The 24,771-nt window shown below is 73.0% G+C and carries 23 protein-coding genes and 2 riboswitches; of the genes, 14 read left to right on the top strand and 9 right to left on the bottom strand.

Features of this window, described 5'->3' with window-relative positions:
- Window positions 1–130 precede the first annotated feature (130 nt).
- Both ACRAKJ_RS33995 and ACRAKJ_RS33990 read right to left on the bottom strand, forming a co-directional pair.
- Window positions 131–2,194 (bottom strand): 3-hydroxyacyl-CoA dehydrogenase NAD-binding domain-containing protein, encoded by a 2,064-nt coding sequence (locus ACRAKJ_RS33995; RefSeq protein WP_438919127.1) that lies wholly within the window; start codon window positions 2,192–2,194, stop codon window positions 131–133.
- Window positions 2,194–3,396: an acetyl-CoA C-acetyltransferase gene (locus ACRAKJ_RS33990; RefSeq protein ID WP_438919128.1), complete on the bottom strand. Its 1,203-nt coding sequence runs from the start codon at window positions 3,394–3,396 to the stop codon at window positions 2,194–2,196. Before ACRAKJ_RS33990 ends, ACRAKJ_RS33995 begins: the two co-directional genes overlap by 1 nt.
- Window positions 3,397–3,590: 194 nt before the next feature.
- Between ACRAKJ_RS33990 and ACRAKJ_RS33985 the strand changes: the two genes are divergently transcribed.
- From ACRAKJ_RS33985 to ACRAKJ_RS33945, 9 genes are all read left to right on the top strand, one after another.
- On the top strand, window positions 3,591–4,739 hold the full coding sequence (locus ACRAKJ_RS33985) for an acyl-CoA dehydrogenase family protein (protein WP_438919129.1): 1,149 nt from the start codon (window positions 3,591–3,593) through the stop codon (window positions 4,737–4,739).
- Window position 4,740: 1 nt separating this feature from the next.
- Window positions 4,741–5,865 (top strand): CoA transferase, encoded by a 1,125-nt coding sequence (locus ACRAKJ_RS33980; protein ID WP_438919130.1) that lies wholly within the window; start codon window positions 4,741–4,743, stop codon window positions 5,863–5,865.
- Between the two features lie 450 nt (window positions 5,866–6,315).
- Window positions 6,316–6,477 (top strand): hypothetical protein, encoded by a 162-nt coding sequence (locus tag ACRAKJ_RS33975; protein WP_306749839.1) that lies wholly within the window; start codon window positions 6,316–6,318, stop codon window positions 6,475–6,477.
- A 193-nt stretch (window positions 6,478–6,670) separates the two neighbouring features.
- Entirely contained in the window at window positions 6,671–7,156 is a 486-nt protein-coding gene (locus ACRAKJ_RS33970) for a helix-turn-helix transcriptional regulator (RefSeq protein ID WP_438919131.1), read from the top strand.
- 126 nt (window positions 7,157–7,282) lie between these two features.
- Entirely contained in the window at window positions 7,283–7,684 is a 402-nt protein-coding gene (locus ACRAKJ_RS33965; protein WP_438919132.1) for a hypothetical protein, read from the top strand.
- A 15-nt stretch (window positions 7,685–7,699) separates the two neighbouring features.
- Window positions 7,700–8,002, top strand: a complete 303-nt coding sequence (locus ACRAKJ_RS33960; RefSeq protein ID WP_438919133.1) for a DUF3817 domain-containing protein — start codon at window positions 7,700–7,702, stop codon at window positions 8,000–8,002.
- A 66-nt stretch (window positions 8,003–8,068) separates the two neighbouring features.
- A riboswitch (glycine riboswitch) is annotated at window positions 8,069–8,159 on the top strand.
- Between the two features lies 1 nt (window position 8,160).
- A riboswitch (glycine riboswitch) is annotated at window positions 8,161–8,255 on the top strand.
- Window positions 8,256–8,365: 110 nt separating this feature from the next.
- A complete protein-coding gene (gcvT, locus tag ACRAKJ_RS33955) occupies window positions 8,366–9,466 on the top strand; it encodes a glycine cleavage system aminomethyltransferase GcvT (protein WP_438919134.1) in 1,101 nt (366 codons plus the stop codon).
- 29 nt (window positions 9,467–9,495) lie between these two features.
- Window positions 9,496–10,761 carry a serine hydroxymethyltransferase gene (glyA, locus tag ACRAKJ_RS33950; protein WP_438919135.1) on the top strand — a complete coding sequence of 422 codons (1,266 nt, stop codon included), beginning with the start codon at window positions 9,496–9,498 and terminating at the stop codon, window positions 10,759–10,761.
- Between the two features lie 83 nt (window positions 10,762–10,844).
- The gene (locus tag ACRAKJ_RS33945) at window positions 10,845–11,450 is read left to right on the top strand and encodes a malonic semialdehyde reductase (RefSeq protein ID WP_438919136.1); all 606 of its coding nucleotides are present in this window, start codon (window positions 10,845–10,847) and stop codon (window positions 11,448–11,450) included.
- Between the two features lie 77 nt (window positions 11,451–11,527).
- On the opposite strand, the gene ACRAKJ_RS33940 is transcribed toward ACRAKJ_RS33945, so the two are convergent.
- On the bottom strand, window positions 11,528–12,199 hold the full coding sequence (locus ACRAKJ_RS33940; protein ID WP_438919137.1) for a COG4315 family predicted lipoprotein: 672 nt from the start codon (window positions 12,197–12,199) through the stop codon (window positions 11,528–11,530).
- Between the two features lie 130 nt (window positions 12,200–12,329).
- Window positions 12,330–13,919 carry a ricin-type beta-trefoil lectin domain protein gene (locus ACRAKJ_RS33935; protein ID WP_438919138.1) on the bottom strand — a complete coding sequence of 530 codons (1,590 nt, stop codon included), beginning with the start codon at window positions 13,917–13,919 and terminating at the stop codon, window positions 12,330–12,332.
- Between the two features lie 121 nt (window positions 13,920–14,040).
- Here ACRAKJ_RS33935 and ACRAKJ_RS33930 point away from each other — a divergent pair, with 121 nt between their 5' ends.
- Window positions 14,041–16,110 carry a prolyl oligopeptidase family serine peptidase gene (locus ACRAKJ_RS33930; protein ID WP_438919139.1) on the top strand — a complete coding sequence of 690 codons (2,070 nt, stop codon included), beginning with the start codon at window positions 14,041–14,043 and terminating at the stop codon, window positions 16,108–16,110.
- A 69-nt stretch (window positions 16,111–16,179) separates the two neighbouring features.
- On the opposite strand, the gene ACRAKJ_RS33925 is transcribed toward ACRAKJ_RS33930, so the two are convergent.
- The 4 genes from ACRAKJ_RS33925 to ACRAKJ_RS33910 form a co-directional block, all read right to left on the bottom strand.
- Window positions 16,180–16,995 carry a spermine/spermidine synthase domain-containing protein gene (locus ACRAKJ_RS33925; protein WP_438919193.1) on the bottom strand — a complete coding sequence of 272 codons (816 nt, stop codon included), beginning with the start codon at window positions 16,993–16,995 and terminating at the stop codon, window positions 16,180–16,182.
- A 50-nt stretch (window positions 16,996–17,045) separates the two neighbouring features.
- A complete protein-coding gene (speD, locus tag ACRAKJ_RS33920; protein WP_438919140.1) occupies window positions 17,046–17,456 on the bottom strand; it encodes an adenosylmethionine decarboxylase in 411 nt (136 codons plus the stop codon).
- 49 nt (window positions 17,457–17,505) lie between these two features.
- Window positions 17,506–18,675, bottom strand: coding sequence for a type III PLP-dependent enzyme (locus ACRAKJ_RS33915; RefSeq protein ID WP_438919141.1), 1,170 nt, complete (start codon window positions 18,673–18,675; stop codon window positions 17,506–17,508).
- Window positions 18,676–18,770: 95 nt separating this feature from the next.
- Entirely contained in the window at window positions 18,771–20,009 is a 1,239-nt protein-coding gene (locus ACRAKJ_RS33910; RefSeq protein WP_438919142.1) for a metallophosphoesterase, read from the bottom strand.
- 113 nt (window positions 20,010–20,122) lie between these two features.
- Here ACRAKJ_RS33910 and ACRAKJ_RS33905 point away from each other — a divergent pair, with 113 nt between their 5' ends.
- The 3 genes from ACRAKJ_RS33905 to pabB all read left to right on the top strand — a co-directional run bounded on the left by ACRAKJ_RS33905 (window position 20,123) and on the right by pabB (window position 23,769).
- Window positions 20,123–20,626 carry a SigE family RNA polymerase sigma factor gene (locus ACRAKJ_RS33905; protein ID WP_438919143.1) on the top strand — a complete coding sequence of 168 codons (504 nt, stop codon included), beginning with the start codon at window positions 20,123–20,125 and terminating at the stop codon, window positions 20,624–20,626.
- On the top strand, window positions 20,623–21,522 hold the full coding sequence (locus ACRAKJ_RS33900) for a hypothetical protein (protein WP_438919144.1): 900 nt from the start codon (window positions 20,623–20,625) through the stop codon (window positions 21,520–21,522). Before ACRAKJ_RS33905 ends, ACRAKJ_RS33900 begins: the two co-directional genes overlap by 4 nt.
- A 78-nt stretch (window positions 21,523–21,600) precedes the next feature.
- Window positions 21,601–23,769: an aminodeoxychorismate synthase component I gene (gene pabB / locus ACRAKJ_RS33895; RefSeq protein ID WP_438919145.1), complete on the top strand. Its 2,169-nt coding sequence runs from the start codon at window positions 21,601–21,603 to the stop codon at window positions 23,767–23,769.
- 66 nt (window positions 23,770–23,835) lie between these two features.
- Here the strand turns inward: pabB and ACRAKJ_RS33890 are convergent, their stop codons facing one another.
- Window positions 23,836–24,177 (bottom strand): histone-like nucleoid-structuring protein Lsr2, encoded by a 342-nt coding sequence (locus ACRAKJ_RS33890; RefSeq protein WP_015104119.1) that lies wholly within the window; start codon window positions 24,175–24,177, stop codon window positions 23,836–23,838.
- Window positions 24,178–24,448: 271 nt separating this feature from the next.
- Between ACRAKJ_RS33890 and ACRAKJ_RS33885 the strand changes: the two genes are divergently transcribed.
- Entirely contained in the window at window positions 24,449–24,730 is a 282-nt protein-coding gene (locus ACRAKJ_RS33885) for a metal-sensitive transcriptional regulator (RefSeq protein ID WP_438919146.1), read from the top strand.
- Window positions 24,731–24,771 lie beyond the last annotated feature (41 nt).

Here is a 24,771-nt window from a genome sequence, read left to right as displayed (position 1 = left end):
GCTCAGGACCCCTGAGTTCTGCGTTCGAGCCGACCGGTCGGTATGCGGAACGGAGAACTCAGAGGGCCTGGAGGTTGGACTCTCGGGGCCCGGGCGTTGGACTCTCGGGGTCTGGAGGTTGGACTCTCGGTCAGAAGGGGGTGTTGGCGGCGGCGCGGTCGCGGAGGGACGCGGGCGGGCGGAAGCGCTCGCCGTAGGTGTCGGCCAGGTAGTCCGCGCGCTCCACGAAGCTCGTCAGCCCGTACGCGTTGACGAACTGCACGGTGCCGCCGCTCCACGGCGCGAAGCCGAACCCGAACACGCTGCCCACGTTCGCGTCGCCGACGGAGGTCAGCACGCCCTCGTCCAGGCACCGCAGCGTCTCCAGCGACTGGACGAACAGCAGGCGGTCCTCGACGTCCTTCTCCGTCACGCCCGCGTCGGCCCTGGCGTAGCGCGACAGGCCCGGCCAGAGGAACTTGCGCCCGCCCTCCGGGTACTCGTAGAACCCGGCCCCGCCCGACTTGCCGGTGCGGCCCTCGGCGACCAGCTCCTCCAGCACCGCGAACGCCGGGCTGTCGCCCAGGGCGCCCGCCGCGGACGGGTCGTCGGCCAGCGCCTGGTCGCGGATCTTGAGCTGGAGCGTCAACGTCACCTCGTCGGACACCGCCAGCGGCCCGACGGCCATGCCCGCCCGCTTGGCCACGTTCTCGATCAACGCGGGCGCGACGCCCTCGGCGACCATCGACACGGCCTCGGTGACGTACGTGCCGAACGTCCGCGACGTGTAGAACCCGCGGCTGTCGTTGACCACGATCGGCGTCTTGCCGATCCGGAGCACGTAGTCGAACGCCCGCGCCAGCGTCTCGTCCGACGTGCGCTCGCCGCGGATGATCTCCACCAGCCGCATCTTCGGCACCGGCGAGAAGAAGTGCAGGCCGATGAACCGGGTCGGGTCGGACACGGCGGACGCCAGGCCGGTGATCGGCAGCGTCGAGGTGTTCGAGGCGATCACCGCGTCCGGCAGGGCGTGGGACTCGGCCGCCGGCAGCACCGCGTTCTTCAGCTCGCGGTTCTCGAACACCGCCTCGATCACGAGGTCGCAGCCCGCGAGGTCGGCGTCGGAGTCGGTCGGCGTGACGCCCGGGGTGTCGCCGGCGCCGCGCCGGGCGGCCTCCAGCGTCACGTCCTTGAGCACGACCTCGATGCCCGCCTTGGCGCTGACCTCGGCGATGCCCGCGCCCATCATGCCCGCGCCGAGCACGCCGACCTTCGACACCGCCGACTTCGGGACGCCGCCGGGCCGCGACCCGCCCGCGTTGATCTCGTTGAGCTGGAACCAGAAGGTGTTGATCATGTTCTTCGCGACCTGGCCGGTGGCCAGCTCCACGAAGTACCGCGCCTCCACCCGCAGCGCCGTGTCGAAGTCGACCTGCGCGCCCTCGACGGCCGCGGCGAGGACCTTCTCCGGCGCCGGGTACGCGCCGTGCGTCTTCTTGCGCAGCACGGCGGGCGCGGCGGCCAGCAGCCCGTACAGGTCGGGGTCGCCGAACCGCACGCCCGGCACGGTGTACCCGGGCTCGTCCCACGGCTGCACGGGCGCGGGGTTCGCCTTGACCCACGCCCGCGCCTTCGCGACCAGCTCCTCGCGCGACGACGCCAGCTCGTGCACCAGACCGGCCTGCAACGCCCGCGCGGGCCGCAGCTGCTTGCCCTCCATCAGCAGCGGCAGCGCGGGCTGCACGCCGAGCAGGCGCACCACCCGCGTCACGCCGCCGCCGCCGGGCAGCAGGCCCAGCGTCACCTCGGGCAGGCCGACCCTGATCCGGTCGTCGTCGAGCAGCACCCGGTGGTGGCACGCCAGCGCGATCTCGAACCCGCCGCCGAGCGCGGAGCCGTTGATCGCCGCGACGACCGGCTTGCCGAGCTGCTCCAGCCGCCGCAGCTGGGACTTGACCTCCTCCAGGAACCCGAGCGCCCCGGCCGCGTTCTCCGGGGTGATCCTGATCAGCAGGTTGAGGTCGCCGCCCGCGAAGAACGTCTTCTTCGCCGAGGTCAGCACGACGCCGGTGATGTCGTCGCGCTCGGCCTCCAGCCGGTCGACCACCTCGCCCATGGCCTCGTGGTACTCGGCGTTCATCACGTTCGCCGAGCCCGACATGTCCATGGTGAGGGTGACGACGCCCTCGTCGTCCCGCTCGAAGTGGATGGCCATCAGACCCTCTCGATGATCGTCGCGATGCCCATGCCGCCGCCCACGCACAGCGTGGCGAGGCCCCGGCGCAGGTCCCGGCGCTCCAGCTCGTCGAGCAGGGTGCCCAGGATCATGCAGCCGGTCGCGCCCAGCGGGTGCCCCAGGGCGATGGCGCCGCCGTTGACGTTGACCTTGTCGTCGGGCAGGTCGAGTTCGCGCTGGAACTTCAGCACCACCGACGAGAACGCCTCGTTGATCTCGAACAGGTCGATGTCCTCGACGGCCAGCCGCGCCTTGTCCAGCGCCTTGCGCGCCGCCGGGGCCGGGCCGGTGAGCATGATCGTGGGCTCCGAGCCGACGACGGCGGTGGCGACGACCCGCGCGCGGGGCGTGAGGCCCAGCTCCTCGCCGATCCGGGCGTTGCCGATCAGCATGGCCGCCGCGCCGTCCACGATCTGCGACGAGTTGCCCGGCGTGTGCACGTGGTGGACGCGCTCGACGGTGGGGTAGCGGTCGATGGCCACCGCGTCGAAGCCCAGGTCGCCGTGGAACGCGAAGGACGGCTTGAGCCTGCCCAGCCCCTCCAGCGTCGTCTCCGGCCGGATCGCCTCGTCGTGGTCCAGCAGCACGGACCCGTTCTGGTCGACCACCGCCACGATCGAGCGGTCGAAGTACCCCTTGTCCCGCGCGAGCGTCGCCCGCTGCTGCGAGCGCAGCGCGTAGGCGTCCACGTCCTCGCGGCTGAAGCCCTCCAGGGTGGCGATCAGGTCGGCGCTCACGCCCTGCGGCACGAAGTTGACCGCCGTGTTGGTCTCCGGGTCGGCCATCCACGCGCCGCCGTCGGACCCCATCGGCACCCGCGACATCGACTCGACGCCGCCCGCCACCACCAGGTCCTCGAACCCGGACGCCACCTTGGCCGCGGCGAGGTTGACCGACTCCAGGCCGGACGCGCAGAACCGGTTGAGCTGCACGCCCGCGGGCCGCAGGTCCCAGCCCGCCGCCAGCACGGCCGTGCGGGCGATGTCCGAGCCCTGCTCGCCGACCGGCGACACGACGCCGAACACCACGTCGTCCACGGCCGAGGTGTCCAGGTCGTTGCGCCGCGCCAGCGCGTCGAGCACCCCGGAGGCGAGGGTGATCGGCTTCACGCTGTGCAGCGACCCGCGCTTCCCCCTGCCACGCGGTGTGCGCACCGCGTCGAAGATCAAGGCTTCGCTCATGCACCCACGGTAAGGCGCGGCACGCCCCGCGCCCATGACCGCACGAGGTGACTTATTAGCTCATCCGGTGGCCGCGAGGTGCGGTCGCGACGTCGATCACGCACACCCGCCTGACAATTGCGCTCACGATCGACGTCCACGCCGGCACCCGGCGGTCATGGTGCCGGCGCGCCGTCGGTGGGACCGTCGACGACATGCCGACTCGCCGTTCCGCATGGATGAACGAGGACCTGGACCAGCTGCGCGACCTGGCCCGGACGTTCTTCGAGAAGGAGGCCGTCCCCCACCAGGAGCGCTGGGCGGCGCAGAAGCAGGTGGACCGGGGCTTCTGGCGCAAGGCCGGGGAGCTCGGCCTGCTGTGCCTGTCCATCCCCGAGGAGCACGGCGGTGGCGGCGGCACGTTCGCGCACGAGGCCGTGCTGCTGGAGGAGCAGGCCCGGTGCGGCGACAGCGCCTGGGGCAACAGCGTGCACAGCGGCATCGTCGCGCACTACCTCAACTCCTACGGCACCGAGGAGCAGAAGCGCCGCTGGCTGCCGAAGATGGCCTCCGGCGAGTACGTGGGCGCCATCGCCATGTCCGAGCCCGGCGGCGGCTCCGACCTCCAGAACATCAGGACGCGGGCGCTGCGGCACGGCGACGAGTACGTGATCAACGGCTCCAAGACGTTCATCACCAACGGCGCGCAGGCCGACCTGGTCGTCGTGGTCGCCAAGACCGACCCGTCCCAGGGCGCCACCGGCATCTCGCTGCTGGTCGTGGAGACCGCCGACGCGCCGGGCTTCCGCCGCGGCCGGGTGCTCGACAAAGTCGGCATGAAGGGCCAGGACACCGCCGAGCTGTTCTTCGACGACGTCCGCGTGCCCGCCGACAACCTGCTGGGCACCGGCGAGGGGCAGGGCTTCATCCAGCTCATGCAGCAGCTCCCGCAGGAGCGGCTGATCATCGCGGTCGCCTCCGTCGCGGGCATCGAGGCCGCCGTCGCCCTCACCCTCGACTACGTCAAGGACCGCACCGCGTTCGGGCGGGAGCTGATCAAGTTCCAGAACACCCGGTTCACGCTCGCCGAGTGCGCCACCGAGGCCCGCGTGACCAGGGCGTTCGTCGACGAGTGCGTGCAGGCGCACCTCGCGGGCGAGCTGGACGTGCCCACCGCGGCCATGGCCAAGTGGTGGTCGACCGAGCGGCTGTGCCGGGTCGTGGACGAGTGCGTGCAGCTGTTCGGCGGCTACGGCTACATGACCGAGTACCCGATCGCGCGCGCGTGGGCGGACGCGCGCGTGCAGAAGATCTACGGCGGGACGAACGAGATCATGAAGGAAATCATCGCGAGGTCGCTCTGACATGCCGGGACCCCTGGAAGGGCTGAAGGTCGTCGAGCTGGCCGGCCTCGCGCCCGCGCCGTTCGGCTGCATGGTGCTGGCCGACCTGGGCGCGTCCGTGGTGCGCGTCGACCGGGTGTCCGGCGCGCCCGCCGTGCCCGGCGACCCGCTCGGCCGCGGTCGCCGCTCGATCGGCGTGGACGTCCGGCGGCCCGAGGGCGCGGAGCTGGTGCTGCGGCTCGTCGCGGGGTCCGACGTGCTGGTCGAGGGCTTCCGGCCCGGCGTCACCGAGCGGCTGGGCATCGGGCCGGCGCAGTGCCTGGCCCGCAACCCCCGGCTCGTCTACGGGCGGATGACCGGCTGGGGCCGGTCCGGCCCGCTGGCCGACCGCGCCGGGCACGACATCAACTACATCGCCGTGGCCGGCGCGCTGGAGCCGATCGGCCGGCCCGGGCAGCCGCCGACCGTGCCGCTGAACCTCGTCGGCGACTTCGGCGGCGGCGGGCTGCTGCTGGCGCTGGGCCTGCTGGCGGCGCTCTACGAGCGGGAGCGGTCGGGGCGCGGGCAGGTCGTGGACGCGGCGATGGTCGACGGCGCGGCGCTGCTGACGACGTTCCTGCACGGCATGTCGTCGGCGGGCGCGTGGTCCGGCGGGCGGGGGGAGAACCTGCTGGACGGCGGGGCGCCGTTCTACGACGTGTACGAGGCCGCGGACGGGCGGTACGTGAGCGTCGGCGCGCTGGAGGAGAAGTTCTACGCCGAGCTGCTCGCCCTGCTGGGGCTGGAGGACGCGCCCAGCCGCCACGACCCGGCCAACTGGCCGGAGCTGCGCTCCCGCATCGCCGCCGCCGTCGCCACCCGCCCGCGCGACGAGTGGGCGGCGCTGGCGGAGGGGACGGACGCGTGCCTGGCCCCCGTGCTCGCGCCCGGCGAGGCCCCGGGGTACGGGCACAACGCGGAGCGCGGCACGTTCGTCGAGGTCGCGGGGGTGGCCCAGCCCGCGCCCGCGCCGCGGTTCGACCGGACCCCGGCGGGCGTGCCGACCGCGCCGCCGGCGGGCGGCGAGCACACCGACGAGGTGCTGGCCGAGCTGGGCCTGGCCGAGGACGAGGTGGCGGCGCTGCGCGCGGCGGGCGTGGTCGCCTGAGGGGGATGACCCCGCTTCTCCGGGGCGTTCGACGCGCCGTTCGGCCCGCGCACGCGGGTGGCCGGAAAATGAACGCGAGAAATCACCGGAAGAGGTGCTGGGAATTGCCGGCGGCCGACATCGGCCTTTGTCACGCTCGGTGCGTGCTTCGGCGCAATCAGGTGATGTGCTGTGCGGGTGTGACGGTGTCGCTCGACCTCGGTGTCCGTGCCAGGGGGGTGGGCGAGTGCCCGTAACTAGGTGATCGGCGGGACCACTGGTCCCCTTGATAGTCCGATCAGGTGACAGTGGCCACTGCCCAGGCGTGGTTGCGTGGGCGCCGCTACCCCCAGTCGGGGGACGTCGGAGGGTTGCGCGTTCATCGTCCGGGTGAATGGTGGAGCATGTCGGGTGACGCGACGGGCACGGCGTCCGTCGGCCCCTGCCTCGTGAACGGACGGAGACCGATCAGTGAACGTCAAGAAGGTGGTGACGCTGGCGGCGGTCGCGCTGGTGCTGTTCCTGCTCGTCACCCAGCCCAACGAATCGGCCGACGCGGTGAAGACCGCCCTCGGCTGGCTCCAGTCGGGCGCCGAGTCGATCATCACCTTCGTCCGCAGCCTCTTCGCCTAGCGCACCCCGCCGCGGCTCCGCTCAATGCGGTCACCCACGGTGACTTTGACTCCTCGACGTTGCACCGTACGGGTGGAATGAGGGCTATAACGCGCTGGTAACAGGGTTTTTGGCAAACCAGGGTCTAGCGGTTGTCGGTACCCGCTAATACGGTGCGCTGCATTGGCTGATCTTCGACCGACGAGGAGGCAGAATGGTCGAGGACTCGGGAGTCGACGAGCTGCTGCGGCAGTGGGCGGCTGAGCGCTCGGACGACGCCGAGCTGCAGGAGGTGAACCGGATCAAGGACGCGTGGCTCGCGGAAGCCCCGCCGTCCCCGGGGATCCCGGTGCAGCGGGCGAACGGCGGGAACCGCGGCCTGATGAGGGTCGAGTCCGCGGACCCCGCCTACGTGGCGGCGATGCGGAAGAGGGCGCCCGAGGTGCCCGAACCCCTGCTCGCCGCCGCCGCCAGCTACTGGCAGCTGGTGGGTGACCTGTCGGAGGCGGAGCTGTGGTGGGACGCGGGCATCAGCCCGTTGGACCAGCGCGCTCTGGACTACCGGGCGGCCGGGCTCACGCCCGCCGACCTCGGTCGTCGTCTCGGCCCGATGACGGTGCTCCAGCACCTGCGTCGGGGCAGTGCGGCAGCCTGGTGCGTGGCCAGGTTGCAGAGGCAACGCCGGGACGGCGTCGCCTAGTCCGGATCGACGAAGAGTCGGGCGGGCTCCTGAGGTCGAGGGGCCCAACGCCCGTGAGGGGCGGGCTCCCGCGTGGGGAGCCCCGGCCCGAGGGGGCTCTCAGCTCCCGCGAAGTACCCTTGAGGTGTGCACGGCCTCATCACCCCCAAGCGCGTCGCCATCGCCGCTGTCTGCGTGGCCGCGCTGGTCGTGTGCTGCGGTCTCGCCTACTGGCAGTGGGAGCGCTTCTCCCAGGCGGGCGGCACGTTCCAGAACCTCGGCTACGTGTTCCAGTGGCCCCTGTTCGGCCTGTTCCCGGCGTTCATGGTGTGGCGCATCCGCAGGCTGGACGCCCAGCGCCGGGCCGAGGGGACCGCCGGGGAGACCGAGGTCACCCCCGACGGGGGTACCCGGGAGCCGGTGGCCGAGCCGCCGGCGCCGGTCGTTACCGTTGACCCCGTCGGAACACCCGCGCGCGACGACGAGGACGACGAGTTGGCGGCCTACAACCGCATGCTCGCCCAGCTCCACGCGCGGGACCAGCGGTGAGGTGAGGGTAGGGCGATGAGCGGCGCGTTGACCAGGTTCCGGTTCATGGCTTACGTGGTCGGCGTCGGCCTGCTGCTGCTCGTGGTCGCCATGATCGCCAAGTACGCGGGCGGCACCGAGACCATGATGAGGGTCGTCGGCCCCGTCCACGGCTTCCTCTACGCCATCTACCTGGTGCTCACCGTCGACCTCGCCCTCAAGGCGCGCTGGTCGATCAAGGCCACGGTGCTCGTCCTGCTGGCCGGCACCGTCCCGTTCGTGTCGTTCTACGCCGAGCGCAAGGTCGTGGAGAGCGTCCGGGCCGAGAAAGCCCTGTGACGCGGCGGGTTGACCCCGGCCACCAGGCACATCTAGCGTCTGGCGGTACCAACTGAACACGGCCGTCGATGTCGCGCGGGAGAGTCCCCACCAGTCGGGGCGCCGAAGGAGCAACTCCTCCCCGGAATCTCTCAGGCACAGCTACCGCCCGACGAAGGCAACTCTGGAAAGCAGGCGCACCCGGTGCGCCTCGCCCACGGTGCAAGCCGCTCACCGGCAGCGGCGAAGCTCTCAGGCTCATGACAGAGGGGGAGGCTTCTTCGACGAGGAGTCTCCGATGGACCGTGTCACCCTTCACCCGTGCCCGCCGACCCGACCGGTCGGCGCTACCGGCATGCCCGCACCCTGGGAGGACCCCGCCTGATGGAAAGCCGACGCACGCCCCTGCACGCCGAGCACGAGGCCCTGGGCGCACTGTTCACCGACTTCGCGGGCTGGCGGATGCCGCTGCGCTACGACAGCGAGCTGGCCGAGCACCGCGCGGTGCGCACCTCGGCGGGCCTGTTCGACCTGACGCACATGGGCGAGATCGTGCTGACCGGGCCGGGTGCGGGCGCCGCGCTGGACCACGCCCTGGTCGGCCACGCGTCGGCGATCGGCGTGGGACGCGCCCGGTACACGATGATCTGCGAGGCCGACGGCGGCGTCGTCGACGACCTGATCGTCTACCGCACGGGTGACCAGGAGTACCTGGTCGTGGCCAACGCGTCCAACGCGGCCGTCGTGTTCGAGGCGCTGGTCGAGCGGGCGAAGGGCTTCGACACCACCGTCGAGGACCGCTCCACCGACTACGCGCTGCTCGCCGTGCAGGGGCCGCGGTCCACCGAGATCCTGGCCGGCCTCACCCCGACCGACCTGGCCGGGGTGAAGTACTACGCCTCCTACCCGACCGAGGTGGCGGGCAGGCCCGTGCTGCTCGCCCGCACCGGCTACACCGGCGAGGACGGCTTCGAGCTGTTCACCGCCCCGGACGACGCCGCGCACGTGTGGCGGGCGCTGCTGGAGGCCGGCCGGGAGCACGACCTCAGGCCCGCCGGGCTCGGCTGCCGCGACACCCTGCGCCTGGAGGCCGGGATGCCGCTGTACGGCAACGAGCTGGGCCGGGACCGCACCCCGTTCCACGCCAACCTGGGCCGCGTGGTGAAGCTCGACAAGCCGGGCGACTTCGTCGGCCGCGACGCCCTGGCCGCCACCGCGGCCGAGGGCGTGCGCCAGGTCCTCGTCGGCCTGAAGACCACCTCCCGCCGCGCCCCCCGGCACGGCTACCCCGTGCTGGACGCGGGGGGCACCCCGATCGGCGAGGTGACCAGCGGCGCGCTGTCGCCGACCCTGGGCTACTCGGTGGCCATGGCCTACGTGGCCGAGGGGCACGCCGAGCCCGGCACCGAGCTGTCCGTCGACGTCCGCGGCAAGCGCGAGCCCGTCGAGGTCGTCGCGCTGCCGTTCTACAAGCGCCCGAGCTGACCGCCCGAGCTGACTAGGAGAGAGATCCCATGTCCGAGCACTTCAACACCTCCCTCGCGGAGTTCGACCCGGAGGTCGCGGACGCCGTCGCCGCCGAGCTGCACCGGCAGCAGAGCACGCTGGAGATGATCGCCTCGGAGAACTTCACGCCGGTGTCGGTGCTCCAGGCGCAGGGCTCGGTGCTGACGAACAAGTACGCCGAGGGCTACCCCGGCCGGCGCTACTACGGCGGCTGCGAGAACGTCGACGTCATCGAGCGGCTGGCGATCGAGCGGGTCAAGGGGCTGTTCGGGGCGGGCTTCGCCAACGTGCAGCCGCACTCGGGCGCGCAGGCCAACGCGTGCGCGATGTTCGCCCTGCTCCAGCCGGGCGACACGATCCTGGGCCTGGACCTGGCGCACGGCGGGCACCTGACGCACGGCATGCGGATCAACTTCTCCGGCAAGCTCTACAACGTCGTGCCCTACCACGTGTCGGAGGCCGACGGCCGGGTCGACATGGCCGAGGTCGAGCGGCTGGCGCAGGAGGCGAAGCCGAAGCTGATCGTGGCGGGCTGGTCGGCCTACCCGCGGCAGCTGGACTTCGCCGAGTTCCGCCGCATCGCCGACTCGGTGGGCGCGTACCTGATGGTCGACATGGCGCACTTCGCCGGCCTGGTGGCGGCGGGCCTGCACCCGAGCCCGGTGCCGCACGCGCACGTCGTGACGACGACCACGCACAAGACGCTCGGCGGCCCGCGCGGCGGCGTGATCCTGACCAACGAGGCCGACCTCGCCAAGAAGATCAACTCGGCGGTGTTCCCCGGTCAGCAGGGCGGTCCGCTGGAGCACGTGATCGCGGGCAAGGCGGTGGCGTTCAAGCACGCCGCGTCGCCCGAGTTCGCCGACCGGCAGCGGCGCACCGTCGAGGGCGCGAAGATCCTCGCCGAGCGCCTGTCGCGGCCCGACGCGGCGGCGGCGGGCGTGAAGGTGCTCACCGGCGGCACCGACGTGCACCTGGTGCTGGTCGACCTGGTGGCGTCCGAGCTGGACGGCAAGCAGGCCGAGGACCGGCTGCACGAGGTGGGCATCACGGTCAACCGCAACGCGGTGCCGAACGACCCGCGCCCGCCGATGGTGACCTCCGGCCTGCGCGTCGGCACGCCCGCGCTGGCCACCCGCGGCTTCGGCGCGGCGGACTTCGCCGAGGTGGCCGAGATCATCGCCGCCGCGCTCCAGCCGTCGCCCGACCTGGCGGACCTGCGGTCGCGCGTCGAGGTGCTGGCGGCCAAGCACCCGCTCTACCCGAGCCTGTGAGCGCGGCCACCGCCTGAAATAAGTTGAGCCTTCAACCGGTTGTCCCGTGTGCACGACGCACGGGACAACCGGAAGAAGGACCCATGACCGCGACCCTCGACTCCCTCGCGCTGTCCGCCGACGCCCAGGACCTGCTGTTCCGCGAGGCCCGCACGGCCAACGCGTTCACCGCCGAGCCGGTGACCGACGAGCAGCTGCGCCAGGTCCACGAGCTGGTCAAGTGGGGTCCGACGGCGATGAACAGCCAGCCGCTGCGGGTGCTGTTCCTGCGCTCGGAGGAGGCCAAGGAACGCCTGGCCCCGCACATGGCCGAGGGCAACCGCGAGAAGACGCGCACCGCGCCCGTGGTGGCCGTGCTGAGCGCCGACGCCGACTTCCCCGAGCACATGGCGAAGACGTTCCCGCACTTCCCCAACGCCCGGCAGGCGTTCGCCGACGACACCGCCCGCGCCGGGATGGCCCGCACCAACGCCCTGCTCCAGGTCGGCTACTTCATCGTGGGCGTGCGCGCCGCCGGCCTCGCCGCGGGCCCGATGAGCGGGTTCGACGCCGAGGGCGTGCGCGCGGAGTTCCTGGCCGGCACGGCGCAGCAGCCGCTGGTGGTCGTCAACATCGGCCACGCCGACGAGTCCGGCTACCGGCCCCGCAACCCGCGCCTGGACTTCGACGAGGCCGCGCGCGTCCTCTGAGGACCGCTGCACCACGCCCTGATCCCCCGGCCAACCCCGGGCCGGGGGATCAGGGCGTTCCGCAGTGGACCTCCGGGTCACACGCCGGGAGCGGTCACCCCCGGCGGGAGGCACTCGACGTTGCGCTTCCCGTTGGGCTGCACCACGAACCAGGTGCCGCCCACGCCCTGGCCCTTCCACTGGCCCGGGGCCTCGTCCTTCGCGTAGGTGTAGAGCGGCCAGCCGTCGAGGGTGACCTGCTTCGAACCGTCGGCGCGCTCGACCGTCGACACGAGCGCCGGGTCGACGCCCTGCAACGCGGGCGCGTCGCCGTTGGACAGCAGCGGCGGCCACGTCACCGCGCACTGGTCCTCGCAGTTGGACTTCGCGGGCTTCGCGGTGTCCTTGTCGAACCGGTACAGCGTGCGGCCGTCGCCGTCCTGCACGACGTCGCCCATCTTGGGCACGCTCTTGCCCACCAGGCTGACCCGGGGACCCGACGGCGCGGGCGCGGCCTGACCCTCCGGGGCGCCCGCGGCGGGCTCCTCCTCTGCGGGTCCCTCCTCGGCGGGCGCGGACTCCTCGCTGGTCGGAGGGGCCAAGGGCTTCTGGACGTCGCCGTAGTCGCCCTGGGCCGCGACGCCCACCTGCTCGGTCTGCGCGACGTTCGTGCCCTGGAGCACGGTGGTGTTGGACGTCCACATGACCAGTGCGAGCACGGCCGCCATTCCACCGGCTACGGCGATGGCGACGCGGTTTCGTCGGATCACACTCAACTCCTCCTCGGTCCGTCAATCGCTCCAACGACGATTACGGCCCCGTCACGGCGTCGGTTCACCTCCGCGCCGGGAGCCGCGCCAAGACAGGGGTCGCCGAGGACCGCCGCACCGGGTGGGTCGACTAGCCGACGTGCCACTGCTGGAGCCAGTCCCCGCCGCACGGCCGCACCGCCACCGCGTCGCCCACCGCGGTGAGGCACCGGCTCAGGTCGCCGGCCGGGTGCAGCCACGACCACGTCCGGCCGCCCTCCTCGCCCGCCCGCCGCACGACCCACCGCCCGCCGGGTCCCCGGTGGCACGGCCCCCACGCCGCGTCGGTCGGGCGCGGGTCGCCGGTCGCGCCCAGGCACGTCGCGCCCGGTCCGCCGACGGTGACGACGCACCCGTGCGCGGACGGGCCGACGGGGGTGAGCGACACGTCGACGGCCCGGGCGCCGGTCTCGTGGTCGACCAGCCGGCCGTGCACCGGACCCGCGGCGCACCCCACCCGACCGGGCAGCGCGTAGGGGACCACCGACCACCCGACGTCCGCGTCGGCCAGGGGACGGCACGCCCGCTGGAACACCTGGACGTGCACCTCCGGGTCGCCGCCCTGGTGCGACAGGCACCCGCCGGTGTTGGCGTTCTCGACCACGACGTGCCCCGCCGGCCTGCCGCGCACCGGCCGCAGCCGCCACACCGCGCGGTCGTCGCCGGGGTCGCACACCTGGTAGCGCTGCTCCACGCCGGGGCTGCCGTCGGCGGTCAGGCACAGGTCGGCCCGCGCGCTGCTGCGCACCAGCCAGCCCGCCGCGCCGACCGGGGTGAGCACGACGACGTGCCCGAGGTCGTGCGACCCGGCGCACGACCACTGGTAGACGGGCTGCCCGACCCGTTCCGAGTCGCCCGGGTTGCTGAGGGGACCGTTGCGGGACAAGCACTTCCCGCTCGCCGAGTTCACCAGGTGCGCCAGGTGCTCGGCGGCCCCCGCGACGGGTTCCCCGACGCCCACAACCTCGACGGCCGGCGCGGCGGCGGTGTCGGCCGCGGTGTCGGCGGCGGCGGGCAGCACCGACAGCAGCACCGCGCACGCCGCGACGAGCGCGCCCCGGCGCCGCGTGCGCCGCGACCCGGGCGCGGCCCGCGGGAACGGGTGGTCGGGCAGCGCGACCCACGCCCCGGCGGCGGTCTCCTTCACCACCACCCGCACCGGGCGGAACGTGGCGGCGTCGAGCACGTCGCTCTGCCGCACGACCTCCTCGTAGAACCAGTCCGACGTGATCAGGGCGAGCACGCCGGGGGAGCCGGCCAGGGCCTCCTTGAGCGGTCGGGCGTCGAGCAGGCGGAACGCGTGGTTCACCGCGACCGACGTGCAGCCGTGCCCGTCGCGGTGCACCTCGCCCGCGTGCAGCGCGAGCCGCAGCCTGATCCGCTCGCGCGCGGGCCGGCCGGCGTTGTGCGCGACGAGAGCGCGCGCCAGGGCCGCCGGCAGGCGCTCGGCGACGAGGGACTTCGGCACGTCCCGCGGCACGAGGACGAACGCGCCGTCGCCCCGGTCCTCCACGTCGCACAGCTCCCACGGGAGACCCGCCTCGGCGAACGCCCGCCGCAGCGCGGAGTAGAGCCCGGCGCGCACCGCCACCTGGCTCGGGTTGGTGCGCCGCCGGTCGCCGAAGCCCTCCACGTCGACCAGCACGATCGTCCGGTTCTGCGCGACCAGCGCGTCGTCCACGACGACCACTGTAGGAGCGGGTCGGTGCCCCCGGTCCGAGAACCATTCGATCGTAGGTACGAGGGGGCGCAGGACTGCGGACAGCACCCGGCCGCGGTCACGGGGGACATAGGGTGTCCGGGTGGGCAACGAGACCTCCTTCCCGCGCCAGCACGCGCGCACCCAGCGGTTCACCCTCGGGGCACCCCGGACGTTCACCGTCGCGCCCGACGGCTCGACCGCGTACTTCCTCCGCACCGCCTCGGCGACGGGCCGGGCGAACGGCCTGTGGGCGTTCGACACGGCGACCGGGACCGAGGCGCTGCTGGTCGACCCGGCGACCCTGCTGACCGACCCCGAGGACCTGTCGCCGGAGGAGCGGGCCCGCCGCGAGCGCACCCGGGAGCAGGCCGCGGGCATCGTGGGCTACTCGACGGACGCGGACGTGCGGCAGGCGGTGTTCGCGCTGTCCGGGCGGCTGTTCGTGGTCGAGCTGGCCACCGGCGCGGTGCGCGAGCTGCCCGCCGCGGGCCCGGTCGTCGACCCCCGCCTGGACCCGACCGGCCGCCGCGTCGGGTACGTCGCCGACGGCGCGCTGCACGTCGTGGACCTGGGCACCGGCGCGGACCGGGTCGCCGCCGCGCCGGACGGCGACGAGGTCACCTGGGGCCTGGCCGAGTTCATCGCGGCCGAGGAGATGCACCGCTACCGCGGCTACTGGTTCTCCCCGGACGGCGCGCGCGTGCTGGCCGCCCGCGTCGACAACGCCCCGGTGCGCCGCTGGTACATCGCCGACCCGGCCAACCCCGCCACCCCGGCCACCGAAATCGCCTACCCGGCGGCCGGCACGCCCAACGCCACCGTCACGCTGTCGGTCCTCGGCGCGGACCGCGACGGGCGGGTCGACGTCGAGTGGGACCGCGAGGCGTTCCCGTACCTGACCACGGCGGTGTGGTCCTCCCACGGCCGGCCGCTGGTGCAGGTCCAGACCCGCGACCAGCGCCGCGTGCGGGTGCTCGCGGTGGACCCGGACACCGGCGCCACCGAGGTGCTGGCCGACGACGTCGACCCGCACTGGCTGGAGCTGGTGCCCGGCTCGCCGCGCTGGACGCCGGACGGCGAGCTGCTGCGCGTGCTGCCGGTGGACGGCGCGAACCGGCTGGTCGTCGGCGACCGGCCGTGGACGCCGGACGGCTTCCAGGTGCGCTCCGTGCTGGACGTGGGAGCGGACGGCGTGCTCGTCACCGCCTCCACCGACGACCCGACGCGGACGCACGTGTTCCTGGTGGACGGGAACGGTCCCACGCGGCTGTCCGCCGAGGACGGCGTGCACGGCGCGGTGCGCGGCGGCGGCGTGCTGCTGCTGACCTCGTCGGGCCTGGACCACTTCGGCGTGAAGGTGACCGCGTCGACCGGCCACGGGATCGCCAACCACGCCGAGCGGCCCGTCCTCACCCCGCGCGTCACGCTGCTGACCGCCGGCGAGCGCGACCTGCGCGCCGCGCTGCTGTTCCCGCGCGACCACGTGCCGGGCACGAAGCTGCCGGTGCTGCTCGACCCGTACGGCGGGCCGCACGCCCAGCGCGTCGTCGCCGCCCGCAACGCCTACCTGACCTCGCAGTGGCTGGCCGACCAGGGCTTCGCCGTGCTCGTCGTGGACGGCCGGGGCACCCCGGGCCGGGGACCGGGGTGGGAGCGCGCCATCGCGTTCGACTTCGCCGGCGCCACCCTCGACGACCAGGTGGACGCCCTGCACGCGGTCGCCGCCGACCACCCCGACCTGGACCTGACCCGGGTGGCCATCCGCGGCTGGTCCTACGGCGGCTACCTGGCGGCGCTGGCCGTGCTGCGCCGCCCGGACGTCTTCCACGCGGGCATCGCGGGCGCGCCGGTCACCGACTGGGCCCTGTACGACACCCACTACACCGAGCGCTACCTGGGTCACCCGGACGAGCGGCCCGAGGTGTACGAGGCCAACTCGCTCATCGCGGACGCCGCGAAGCTGGAGCGCCCGCTGATGATCGTGCACGGCCTGGCCGACGACAACGTGGTCGCCGCGCACACCCTGCGGCTGTCCAGCGCGCTGCTCGCCGCGGGCCGGCCGCACACCGTGCTGCCGCTGTCGGGCGTGACCCACATGACCCCGCAGGAGCAGGTCGCGGAGAACCTGCTGCTGCTCCAGGTCGACTTCCTGCGCACCGCGCTCGCCTGACCGGGGCCGGCCCCGGAGAACGGCGGAGGGGGCCGTCCCGCACGCGGGACGGCCCCCTCGTCGTGGCGCTCAGGCCACGGAGTTGCGCACCCGGTAGGGCGGGATGGAGTTGCCCACCAGGGCCAGGTCGTCGATCGACTCCGGCTGGTAGCCGCACGCCGGCAGCCGCTCGACCATCAGCGCGGTCGGGTCGGCCACCTCGTCGGCGCGCCCGAACAGGTACGCCCACTCGTGCTCGTCCGAGCCGTAGTACGCGACCGTGCCGAACACCTCGTTGAACCGCTCCCACATGCGGATCAGGGTGGTGTTGCGCCACATCGTCTGGCAGCCCGCCTGGGACACCACGACGCCGCCCGGCGTGAGCAGCGCCTTGCACATGGCCAGGAACTCCGCGCCGTACAGGCGGTTGTGCTGCGCCTCCTCCTCGCGCTCGTCCGGCAGGTCCACCAGGACGATGTCGTAGCGCTCGGAGGTGGTGCGGATGTACTCGTAGCCGTCGATGTAGCGCACCCGCACGGGACCCTCGCCCCGTTCGGCGGCGGCCAGCTCGTCGGTCGTGTAGCCGTACGGCAGGTGCTCGGCGCACAGCTTCACGGCCTGCTCGTCGATGTCGATGTGGTCGACCACCGACGCGCCGGCGGCCACCGCCATCCGGCACACCACGCCCTCGCTCGACCCGATGACCAGCACCCGGTCGACGCGGTCGGCCAGCAGCAGCGCCGGGACCATCAGCGCCTCGTGGTAGGTCAGCTGGCTGAACTCGGTGCTCTGCCGGTCGTCGTCGCAGAACAGCGACAACCCCTGCGCGGTGCGGGCGATCACCAGGTGCTGGAACTCGGTCTTCGCGTCGACCACGACCTCGTCGACGTCCCAGTGCCTGGTCATCCCGGCCGCCAGCGGCTCGCGGATCACCTCGGTGTTGACGGGTTCCCCGGTCACGACTTCTCCTCACCGACGAGCGCGGGGACGCGGTGACCCCGGCTGATCATGTCCGTCCGTGCGGACACAGCACCGAGCGCTTCCGCCAGGAGCTGCACCGCGAGCGCGGGTTTGGCGCGCGTGCCGCAGGTGAACACGTCCACGAACACGGCCCCCACCTCGGGGTACGTGTGGATGGACGCGTGCGACTCCGACAACAGGGCCAGCACGGTGACCCCTTGCGGCTCGAACTGCTTGGAGACCACCTCCAACACCGTGGCGTCAGCCTGGGTGAGCGCTTCACCGAGCGCGTGCTTGAGGAACTGCTCGTCGTCGAGCAGTTCCGGGCTCACGCCTTCCAACTCGGCGAGCACGTGCTGTCCTGCGAACAAGCCAACCGGCTCGGGTTCGCACGGGAGTCCGGACATCAATCACTCCAAACATCTTCAGGAGGGGTGGAGCGGTACGGGGGCGTGCTCACCGCACGCAGTGGGTGGCCAGCGGCGGGAAGCCGTTGAAGGCCACCGAGGAGTAGCTGGCCGTGTAGGCGCCCGCGCCGAGCAGGTCGACGTGGTCGCCCGCGCGCAGGTCCAGCGGCAGCTGGTAGACGGTGTGCTGGTACAGCACGTCGTCGGCGTCGCACGTCGGCCCGGCGATGACCACCGGACCCGTGGGGCCGCCGTCCTTCGACGTGACCAGCGGGTAGGCGATGGCCTCGCCCTCGGTCTCCGCGAGGCCGCCGTAGCGGCCGACGTCGAGGAACACCCAGCGCTGTTCGTCCGAATAGGACTTCTTCGCCACCAGCACGACCTCGGAGCGGATCAGCCCCGACTCGGCGACCACCGCGCGGCCGGGCTCGACCATGACGCTCGGCTCGAAGTCGCCGAAGTGCCGGCTGATCGCGTCGGTGATGGCCGCGCCGTACTCGGCGAGCGGCGGCGGCTGCTCCAGGTACCCGGCGGGCAGGCCGCCGCCCAGGTTCAGCGTCGTCACCGGCAGGCCCTCGGCGCGCAGCTCGAGCACGACCCCGGCGGCGTCGGCGATCGCGCCGTCCCAGCCGGTCGGGTCGAGCTGCTGCGACCCGGCGTGGAACGCCACGCCCAGCGGCGTCAGCCCCAGCTCGGCGGCCAGCCGCAGCAGGTCGGCGGCCATCTCCGGCGCGCAGCCGAACTTCTTGCCGAACGGGTAGGTCGAGCCGCGGCTCTCCACCACGATGCGCAGCAGCACCGACGAGCCCGGCGCGTGCTCGGCGATCGCCCGCACGTCCTGCTCGCTGTCCGAGACGAACAACCGCACCCCGCGACCGAACGCGTACGCGACGTCACGGGCCTTCTTGATCGGGTTGCTGTACGAGATCGCCGACGGCGCGGCGCCCCGCGCCAGGCACAGGTCGATCTCGGCGGGGCTGGCGACGTCGAAGCACGAGCCCTCGGCGGCCAGCAGTTCGACCACCTCGGGCGCGGGGTTCGCCTTCACCGCGTAGAAGACCGCCACCCGCGGCAGGGCCACGCGGATCGCGGCGAACCGGTCGCGGACCGTCGGCAGGTCGATGACCAGGCAGGGGGTGTCCGGTCGGTCGTGCTCCAGGAAACGACGAATACGAGCTGTTGCCTCGCGTAGCCGATCGTCGGCAAAGCTCTTCGTCATCTCGCTAGGGGTCCCCCTCCGCAACCGTGTTCAGGCACGGTCTGACCGTCTTCGGGCACGGCGGTCCACAGTACGCGCCGAAGGGGGAAAAAGCGCTACCGGCCGGCGGAGTTGTGACGCAGCTCCACGACGGAGATGTCCGGCGGCGCGCCCACGCGCACCGGCGGCCCCCAGAACCCGGCGCCGTTGGACGTGTAGACCTGGGTGCCGTCGATCGTCTCCAGGCCGCTGCGCATCGGCTGCTGGAGCCCCACCGCCAGGTGGAACGGGAACATCTGCCCGCCGTGCGTGTGGCCCGACAGCTGGAGGTCCACGCCGTGCTTCGCGGCCTCCCGCACCTGCACCGGCTGGTGCGCCAGCAGCACGACGGGCGTGCTCGTGTCGCGGCCGTCGAGGGCGCGGGCGAAGTCGGGCGCGTCGCCGAAGCCCTCGCCCGTGACGTCGTTCACACCCGCCAGGTCGAACGTCGCGCCGGCCCGCTCGACGGTCAGCCGCTCGTTGCGCAGCGCGTTGACGCCGAGCCGCTCCACCTCGCCGATCCACTGCTCCGCGCCGGAGTAGTACTCGTGGTTGCCGGTGACGAAGAAGCTGCCGTGCGTGCTCACCAGGTCGCGCAGCGGGGCCGCCGCCTCGCCCAGCTCCTCGACCGAGCCGTCGACGAGGTCGCCGACGATCGCCACCAGGTCCACCTGCTGCTCGTTGATCAAGTGCACGATCCGCTCGGTGTGCGAGCGGCCCAGCAGCGGCCCCAGGTGGATGTCGCTGACCACCGCGATCCGGTAGCCCGACAGCCTCGGGTCCAGCTTCGCCAGCGCCACCGGGACGCGCTTCACCACCGGGGCGCCCAGTGCCTGCGTGGTCCCGTAACCGACGACGCCGACCGTGGCCACGCCGCTCGCGACCGCGAGGGACCGGGCCAGGAACAGCCGGCGGCCCTCGTCGACCTCCGGGGCCTCGGGCACCGGGTCGAGCAGGGCCTCGTCGGCGTCCACCGCCGCGTCCGGGGTCACGGCCGGCGCGCGGACCGCCGCCGCCACCCGGCCGCGCCGCGCCCGCCGCAGCAGCAGCGCCCGCGGCACCTCCAGCAGGCCCAGCACCAGCACGGAGTAGAAGGCGCACGCCAGCAGCACGAAGCCGGGCCACGCCACGAACGCGCCCACGCCGCCGGTCCGGGTCACCACCAGCGCGCCCATCACCAGCAGGTACGCCACCGCGACCGCGACCGTGCCGACCAGGCGCCCGCGACCGGGCCTGGTCGTGTCCCGCACGACCCGTTTCCAGGTGTAGTAGTGGAACGCGCCCATCACGACCGCGAGCAGCAGGAAGAAGAACAAGCCGAGCCTCCTGGGTGGTGGTGCACCCAGTTTCCACGAATCCCGAACTTCCCGTGCAACCCCCCGACCGCCCGCGTGCGTGACTACCCCGTACCGCGGGATGGGGAGGACGAATGAGTGATCGGGACACCGCGTTCGCGGAGTACTTCGCGGCGCGGTCCGAGGCCCTGCGCGGCACGGCGTACCTGCTGTGCGGCGACTGGCACCGGGCCGAGGACCTGGTCCAGACGACGTTCACGAAGTTGTACGTGGCCTGGAGGCGGATAACCCGGCACGACGCGCTCGACGCCTACGCCCGGCAGACCCTGGTGCGGACCTTCGTGTCCGAGCTGCGCCGGGGTTGGTTCCGCAGGGAACGGGTGAGCGGGGAGACCGCCGACGTGGCGGCCACCCCGAGCGGCTCGGCGGAGGACCGGCTGGTGCTGCTCGCGGCGCTGGCCCGGGTCCCGCCCAGGCAGCGCGCCGTCCTCGTGCTGCGGTACTGGGAGGACCTGTCGGTCGAGGAGACCGCCAGGGCGCTGGGTTGTTCGGAAGGAACCGTCAAGAGCCAGGCCGCGCGGGGGCTGCGGACGCTGCGCGGCCTGGTCAACCCCCGGCAGGGAGCGCAGGTGCGATGAACGAGCAGGAGTTGACGAGGGCGATGCGCGACGTCGTGGCGGCGAGCAGCCCGCCACCGCCGATGGACGCGCGGGCCGCGCTGGCCGCGGCGCGCCGGGCCGACCGCCGCCGCCGGACGACGTGGGGCGCCGGGGTCGCCGGCCTCGCCGTGGTGGGCATCGCGGTCGGCGCGGTCGTGGTGCCGTCCCTCGCGGGGGGCGGACCGGGCCCGGTGGAGGCGGCGCGGTCGTCCTCCGGAGCGCCGGCGGTCACCACCACGACCACCATGACCACCACCACGACCACCACCGGCACGGGCGTGCCCCCGACGGGGTCGACCGAGCGGCCGTGGCCCGACGGGCAGACCGACCGCACGGCGACCAGCGGCCCGCGGGCCGCCAAGGGCAGCGGCCTGCTGAACGCCCTCGCCGGGGCGCTGCCCGTCGGCTCGATCGCGCAGGAGAGGGGCGGCGCCGCACCGCGCACCCAGGCCCAGTTCCTCGACCACGCCGGCGACCTCCAGGTCTGGGAGTACCTGGTCGACGCCCCCGTGTCCGGGCAGGGCGGCGGGGCCGGCGTCGGCCGGGTGCTGGTCCGGGTCGAGACCAGGGGCAACACCGGGGTGCGGGAGCTGTCCGGCTGCGGCCTGGCCATCTCCGGGCCGTACCCCGTGGAGGGCACGGGCAGGTGCGACCTCGTCCGGGTCGACGGGGTGGAGGTGCCCGTGGTCACCGCCCAGGGCGCCGACGTCGACTTCGAGCAGACCGCGATCCACCGGCACGCCGACGGCACGCTCGTGGTCGTCGGCCAGTCGCGGCGCCACCCGGTCGCCGCGGGGCCCGCGCTCGCCGGGCCGCCGCTGACCCCGCAGCAGCTCGCCGGGGTCGCCGTCGACCCCGCGTTCCACCTGGACTGAGCGCACCCGGGAGGCCGGTGTGTCCGGCCTCCCAGGCTCGTCCGCACGGGTGTTCCGGCAGGTACCGTGCTGGTCGCCATGCGGACCCTGCTCATCGACAACCACGACTCGTTCACGTTCAACCTGTTCCAGCTCCTGGCCGAGGTGAACGGGCGCGAGCCGGTCGTCGTCACCAACGACGACCCGCGGTTCCGGCTGTCCGACCTGGCCTCGTTCGACAACGTGGTGGTCGGCCCCGGCCCCGGCCGCCCGCAGCGCGACGCCGACCTCGGCCTGGGCCGCGCCGTCGTCGAGCACGCCGACCTGCCGCTGCTCGGCGTCTGCCTCGGCCACCAGGCCCTGTGCCTCGCGCACGGCGCCGCCGTGGGGTTGGTCACGCCCCGGCACGGCGTCGTCGACCGGGTCCGCCACACCGGCGTCGACCTGTTCGCCGGCCTGCCGTCGCCCCTGGCCGTCGTCCGCTACCACTCGCTCGCCGTCTCCGACCTGCCCGCGTCCCTCGAACCGGTCGCGTGGTCCGCGTCGGACGACGTGCTGATGGCCGTGCGGCACCGCGAGCGCCCGCGGTGGGGCGTGCAGTTCCACCCCGAGTCGGTGTGCACCGAGCACGGCCGCGACCTGCTCGCGAACTTCCGCGACCTCACGTCGGCCGCCGCGCCGCACCCCGGCCCCGCGCCGCACTCCGCCCTCGCGCCCCCAGCCGTCCCGGACGCCGCTGCCGCCGCCTTCGCCGGTTCAGCCCGGGCCGTCCCCGCCCCCGGTGCCCCCGCCGCCCCCGCCGCCCCTGGTGCCCCTGCCGCCCCTGGCACCCCTGTCGCCCCCACGGTCCCCGCTGCCCCCGTGCGCGCCCCGGGCCGCGTCGTGCTGGTCCGCCGGGTCGAGGCCCACCCGCCGCCCGAGGCCGTGTTCGAGGCGCTCCACGGCGCCTCCCCGGACGCGTTCTGGCTCGACAGCAGCCTCCCCGGCGACCGGGGCCGCTTCTCCGTCATGGGCGACGCCTCCGGCCCGCTGGCCCGCGTGGCGACCTACGACGTGGGGGCGGGCGAGGTGACCGTCGACGGTGTGGCGCACCCCGGGCCGTTCCTGGACTGGCTGGAGGCCGACCTGGCGGAGTGGCGGGTCGAGCAGCCCGACGTCCCGTTCGACTTCGCCCTCGGCTGGGTCGGCTACCTCGGCTACGAGCTGAAGGCCGAATGCGGCGGTGACGCCGCCCACCGTTCGGAGCAGCCTGATGCGGCATTCGTGTTCGCCGACCGCGCGGTCGTTTTCGACCACCGATCGCGGTGCTGCCACCTGCTCGCGTTGACCGACGACGACGGCTGGTTGGACCGAACGGAGGCATTCCTGCGCGATTTCCCGGCGTCCCCGGACGGGCTCCCCGGGACGTCCCCGGAACGCCCCCGCGCGGACTCCGTCGAACTCCGCCACGGCCGCACGCAGTACCTCAAGCTCATCGCGGCCTGCCAGGAGGCCATCACGGCCGGCGAGAGCTACGAGGTGTGCCTGACGAACACCGTCACGTGGCGTGGCGCCCTCGACCCGTGGGACACCTACCGGTTCCTGCGTGCGGAAAGCCCCGCCCCGTTCGGAGCACTGCTCCGTTTCGGTGCGCTCTCCGTGCTCAGCACTTCACCCGAGCGGTTCATCCGGGTCGACCGACAGGGTGTCGTCGAATCCGAACCAATCAAGGGGACGCGACCGCGCGGGGCGACGGCGGAGGAGGACCGCGCTTTGCGGGGGGCCTTGGCCACCAGCGCGAAGGACCGGGCGGAGAACCTCATGATCGTGGACCTCGTGCGCAATGATCTGGGCCATTGCGCGGAAGTCGGCAGCGTCGGGGTGCCCAGGATCTTCGAGGTGGAGAGCTACGCGACCGTGCACCAGCTCGTCAGCACGGTTCGGGCCGGACTGCGTTCCGGCAGTACCGCCACCGGGGTGGTTAGGGCCGCCTTCCCGGGCGGGTCCATGACCGGCGCGCCCAAGATCCGGACAATGCAGATCATCGACGGCCTGGAAGCCGGGCCGCGCGGGGTCTACTCCGGGGCGCTCGGATACTTCTCACTGTCCGGAACGGCCGACTTCAGCATCGTCATCAGGACGCTGGTCGTGGACCGCGACAAGGTGAGTTTCGGGGTCGGGGGCGCCGTCATCGCCCTGTCCGACCCGGCGGAGGAATTCGAGGAGACCGCCGTGAAGGCGACCGCCCTGCTCAGGGTGCTCGGCCCGGGCTTCCCCGACCGCGCGTGACGTGACCTGCGGTTTCCCCTGCGGCAAGGGGTGACCCACCGCAGGGGAGAACGGTTGCCCCGCAGGTCAGGAGGCGTGCGCTTCCTGGAACTGCACGACCAGGCCCTGGGGAATGCGGCCTCGGTCGGAGATCTGGTGGCCCTGCGCCCGAGCCCAGTCGCGAATGGCCTGCGCCTGGGCCTTGTCACCAGCCTTTACCGTGCTCTTGCCGGTGCCCTTGCGCTGCTTGCGCCCACCCGCACGGCGTGCCTTGGCGACGAAGTCGGCCAGGGACTCGCGGAGCTTGTCCGCATTGTCCTTGGAGAGGTCGATGGAGTACTCCACTCCGTCCAGCGCGAAGGTCACGGTCTCGGCGGCTTCGCTGCCGTCGAGGTCGTCGATGAGTTGGACGACGGTCTGCTGTGCCACTGTTCCTCCGTGTGTGCTCGCATAGCGCGTGCTGCCCTCGACTTGTTCTGCGCCACACGCTTCGGGGGTCACCATAGTGCACGAGAGGAATATCGCCTAACCTTTCGGCGGGAAAATGTGACTAGATGCCCCCGGACGGGTCATTTCACGGGCTAAACCACACGGGCTGAAATGCGAGGCTGCCCGAACGCCCCCGTGGTGCCCGTCACACTCGGTCGAGTGGCCTATCCTGGGGTCCGGTACCCGCCCAGGGTAGGGAAGGTCGGGAGCGATGCACGGCTACACGGCGGACAAGGACGCGTACCTCAAGCGCCTCCGGCGCATCGAGGGACAGGTCCGCGGTCTCCAGCGCATGGTCGAGAACGACGAGTACTGCATCGACGTCCTGACCCAGATCTCCGCGGCCACCAAGGCACTCCAGGCGGTCTCCCTGGGACTGCTGGACGAGCACCTGAAGCACTGCGTCGCCCAGGCCGTCGCCGAGGGCGGTGAGGTGGCGGAGGAGAAGTTGGCCGAAGCCTCCGCCGCGATCACCCGCCTGGTGCGCTCCTGAGCGCGCCCCCGTGCCCGGTCGGGGCGCCCTGATCCAGTAGA

It is taken from the genome of Saccharothrix sp. DSM 118769 (genome assembly GCF_052936295.1).
The sequence above is the reverse complement of the archived record's forward strand: the minus strand, read 5'-3'. Positions and strand labels throughout refer to the sequence as shown.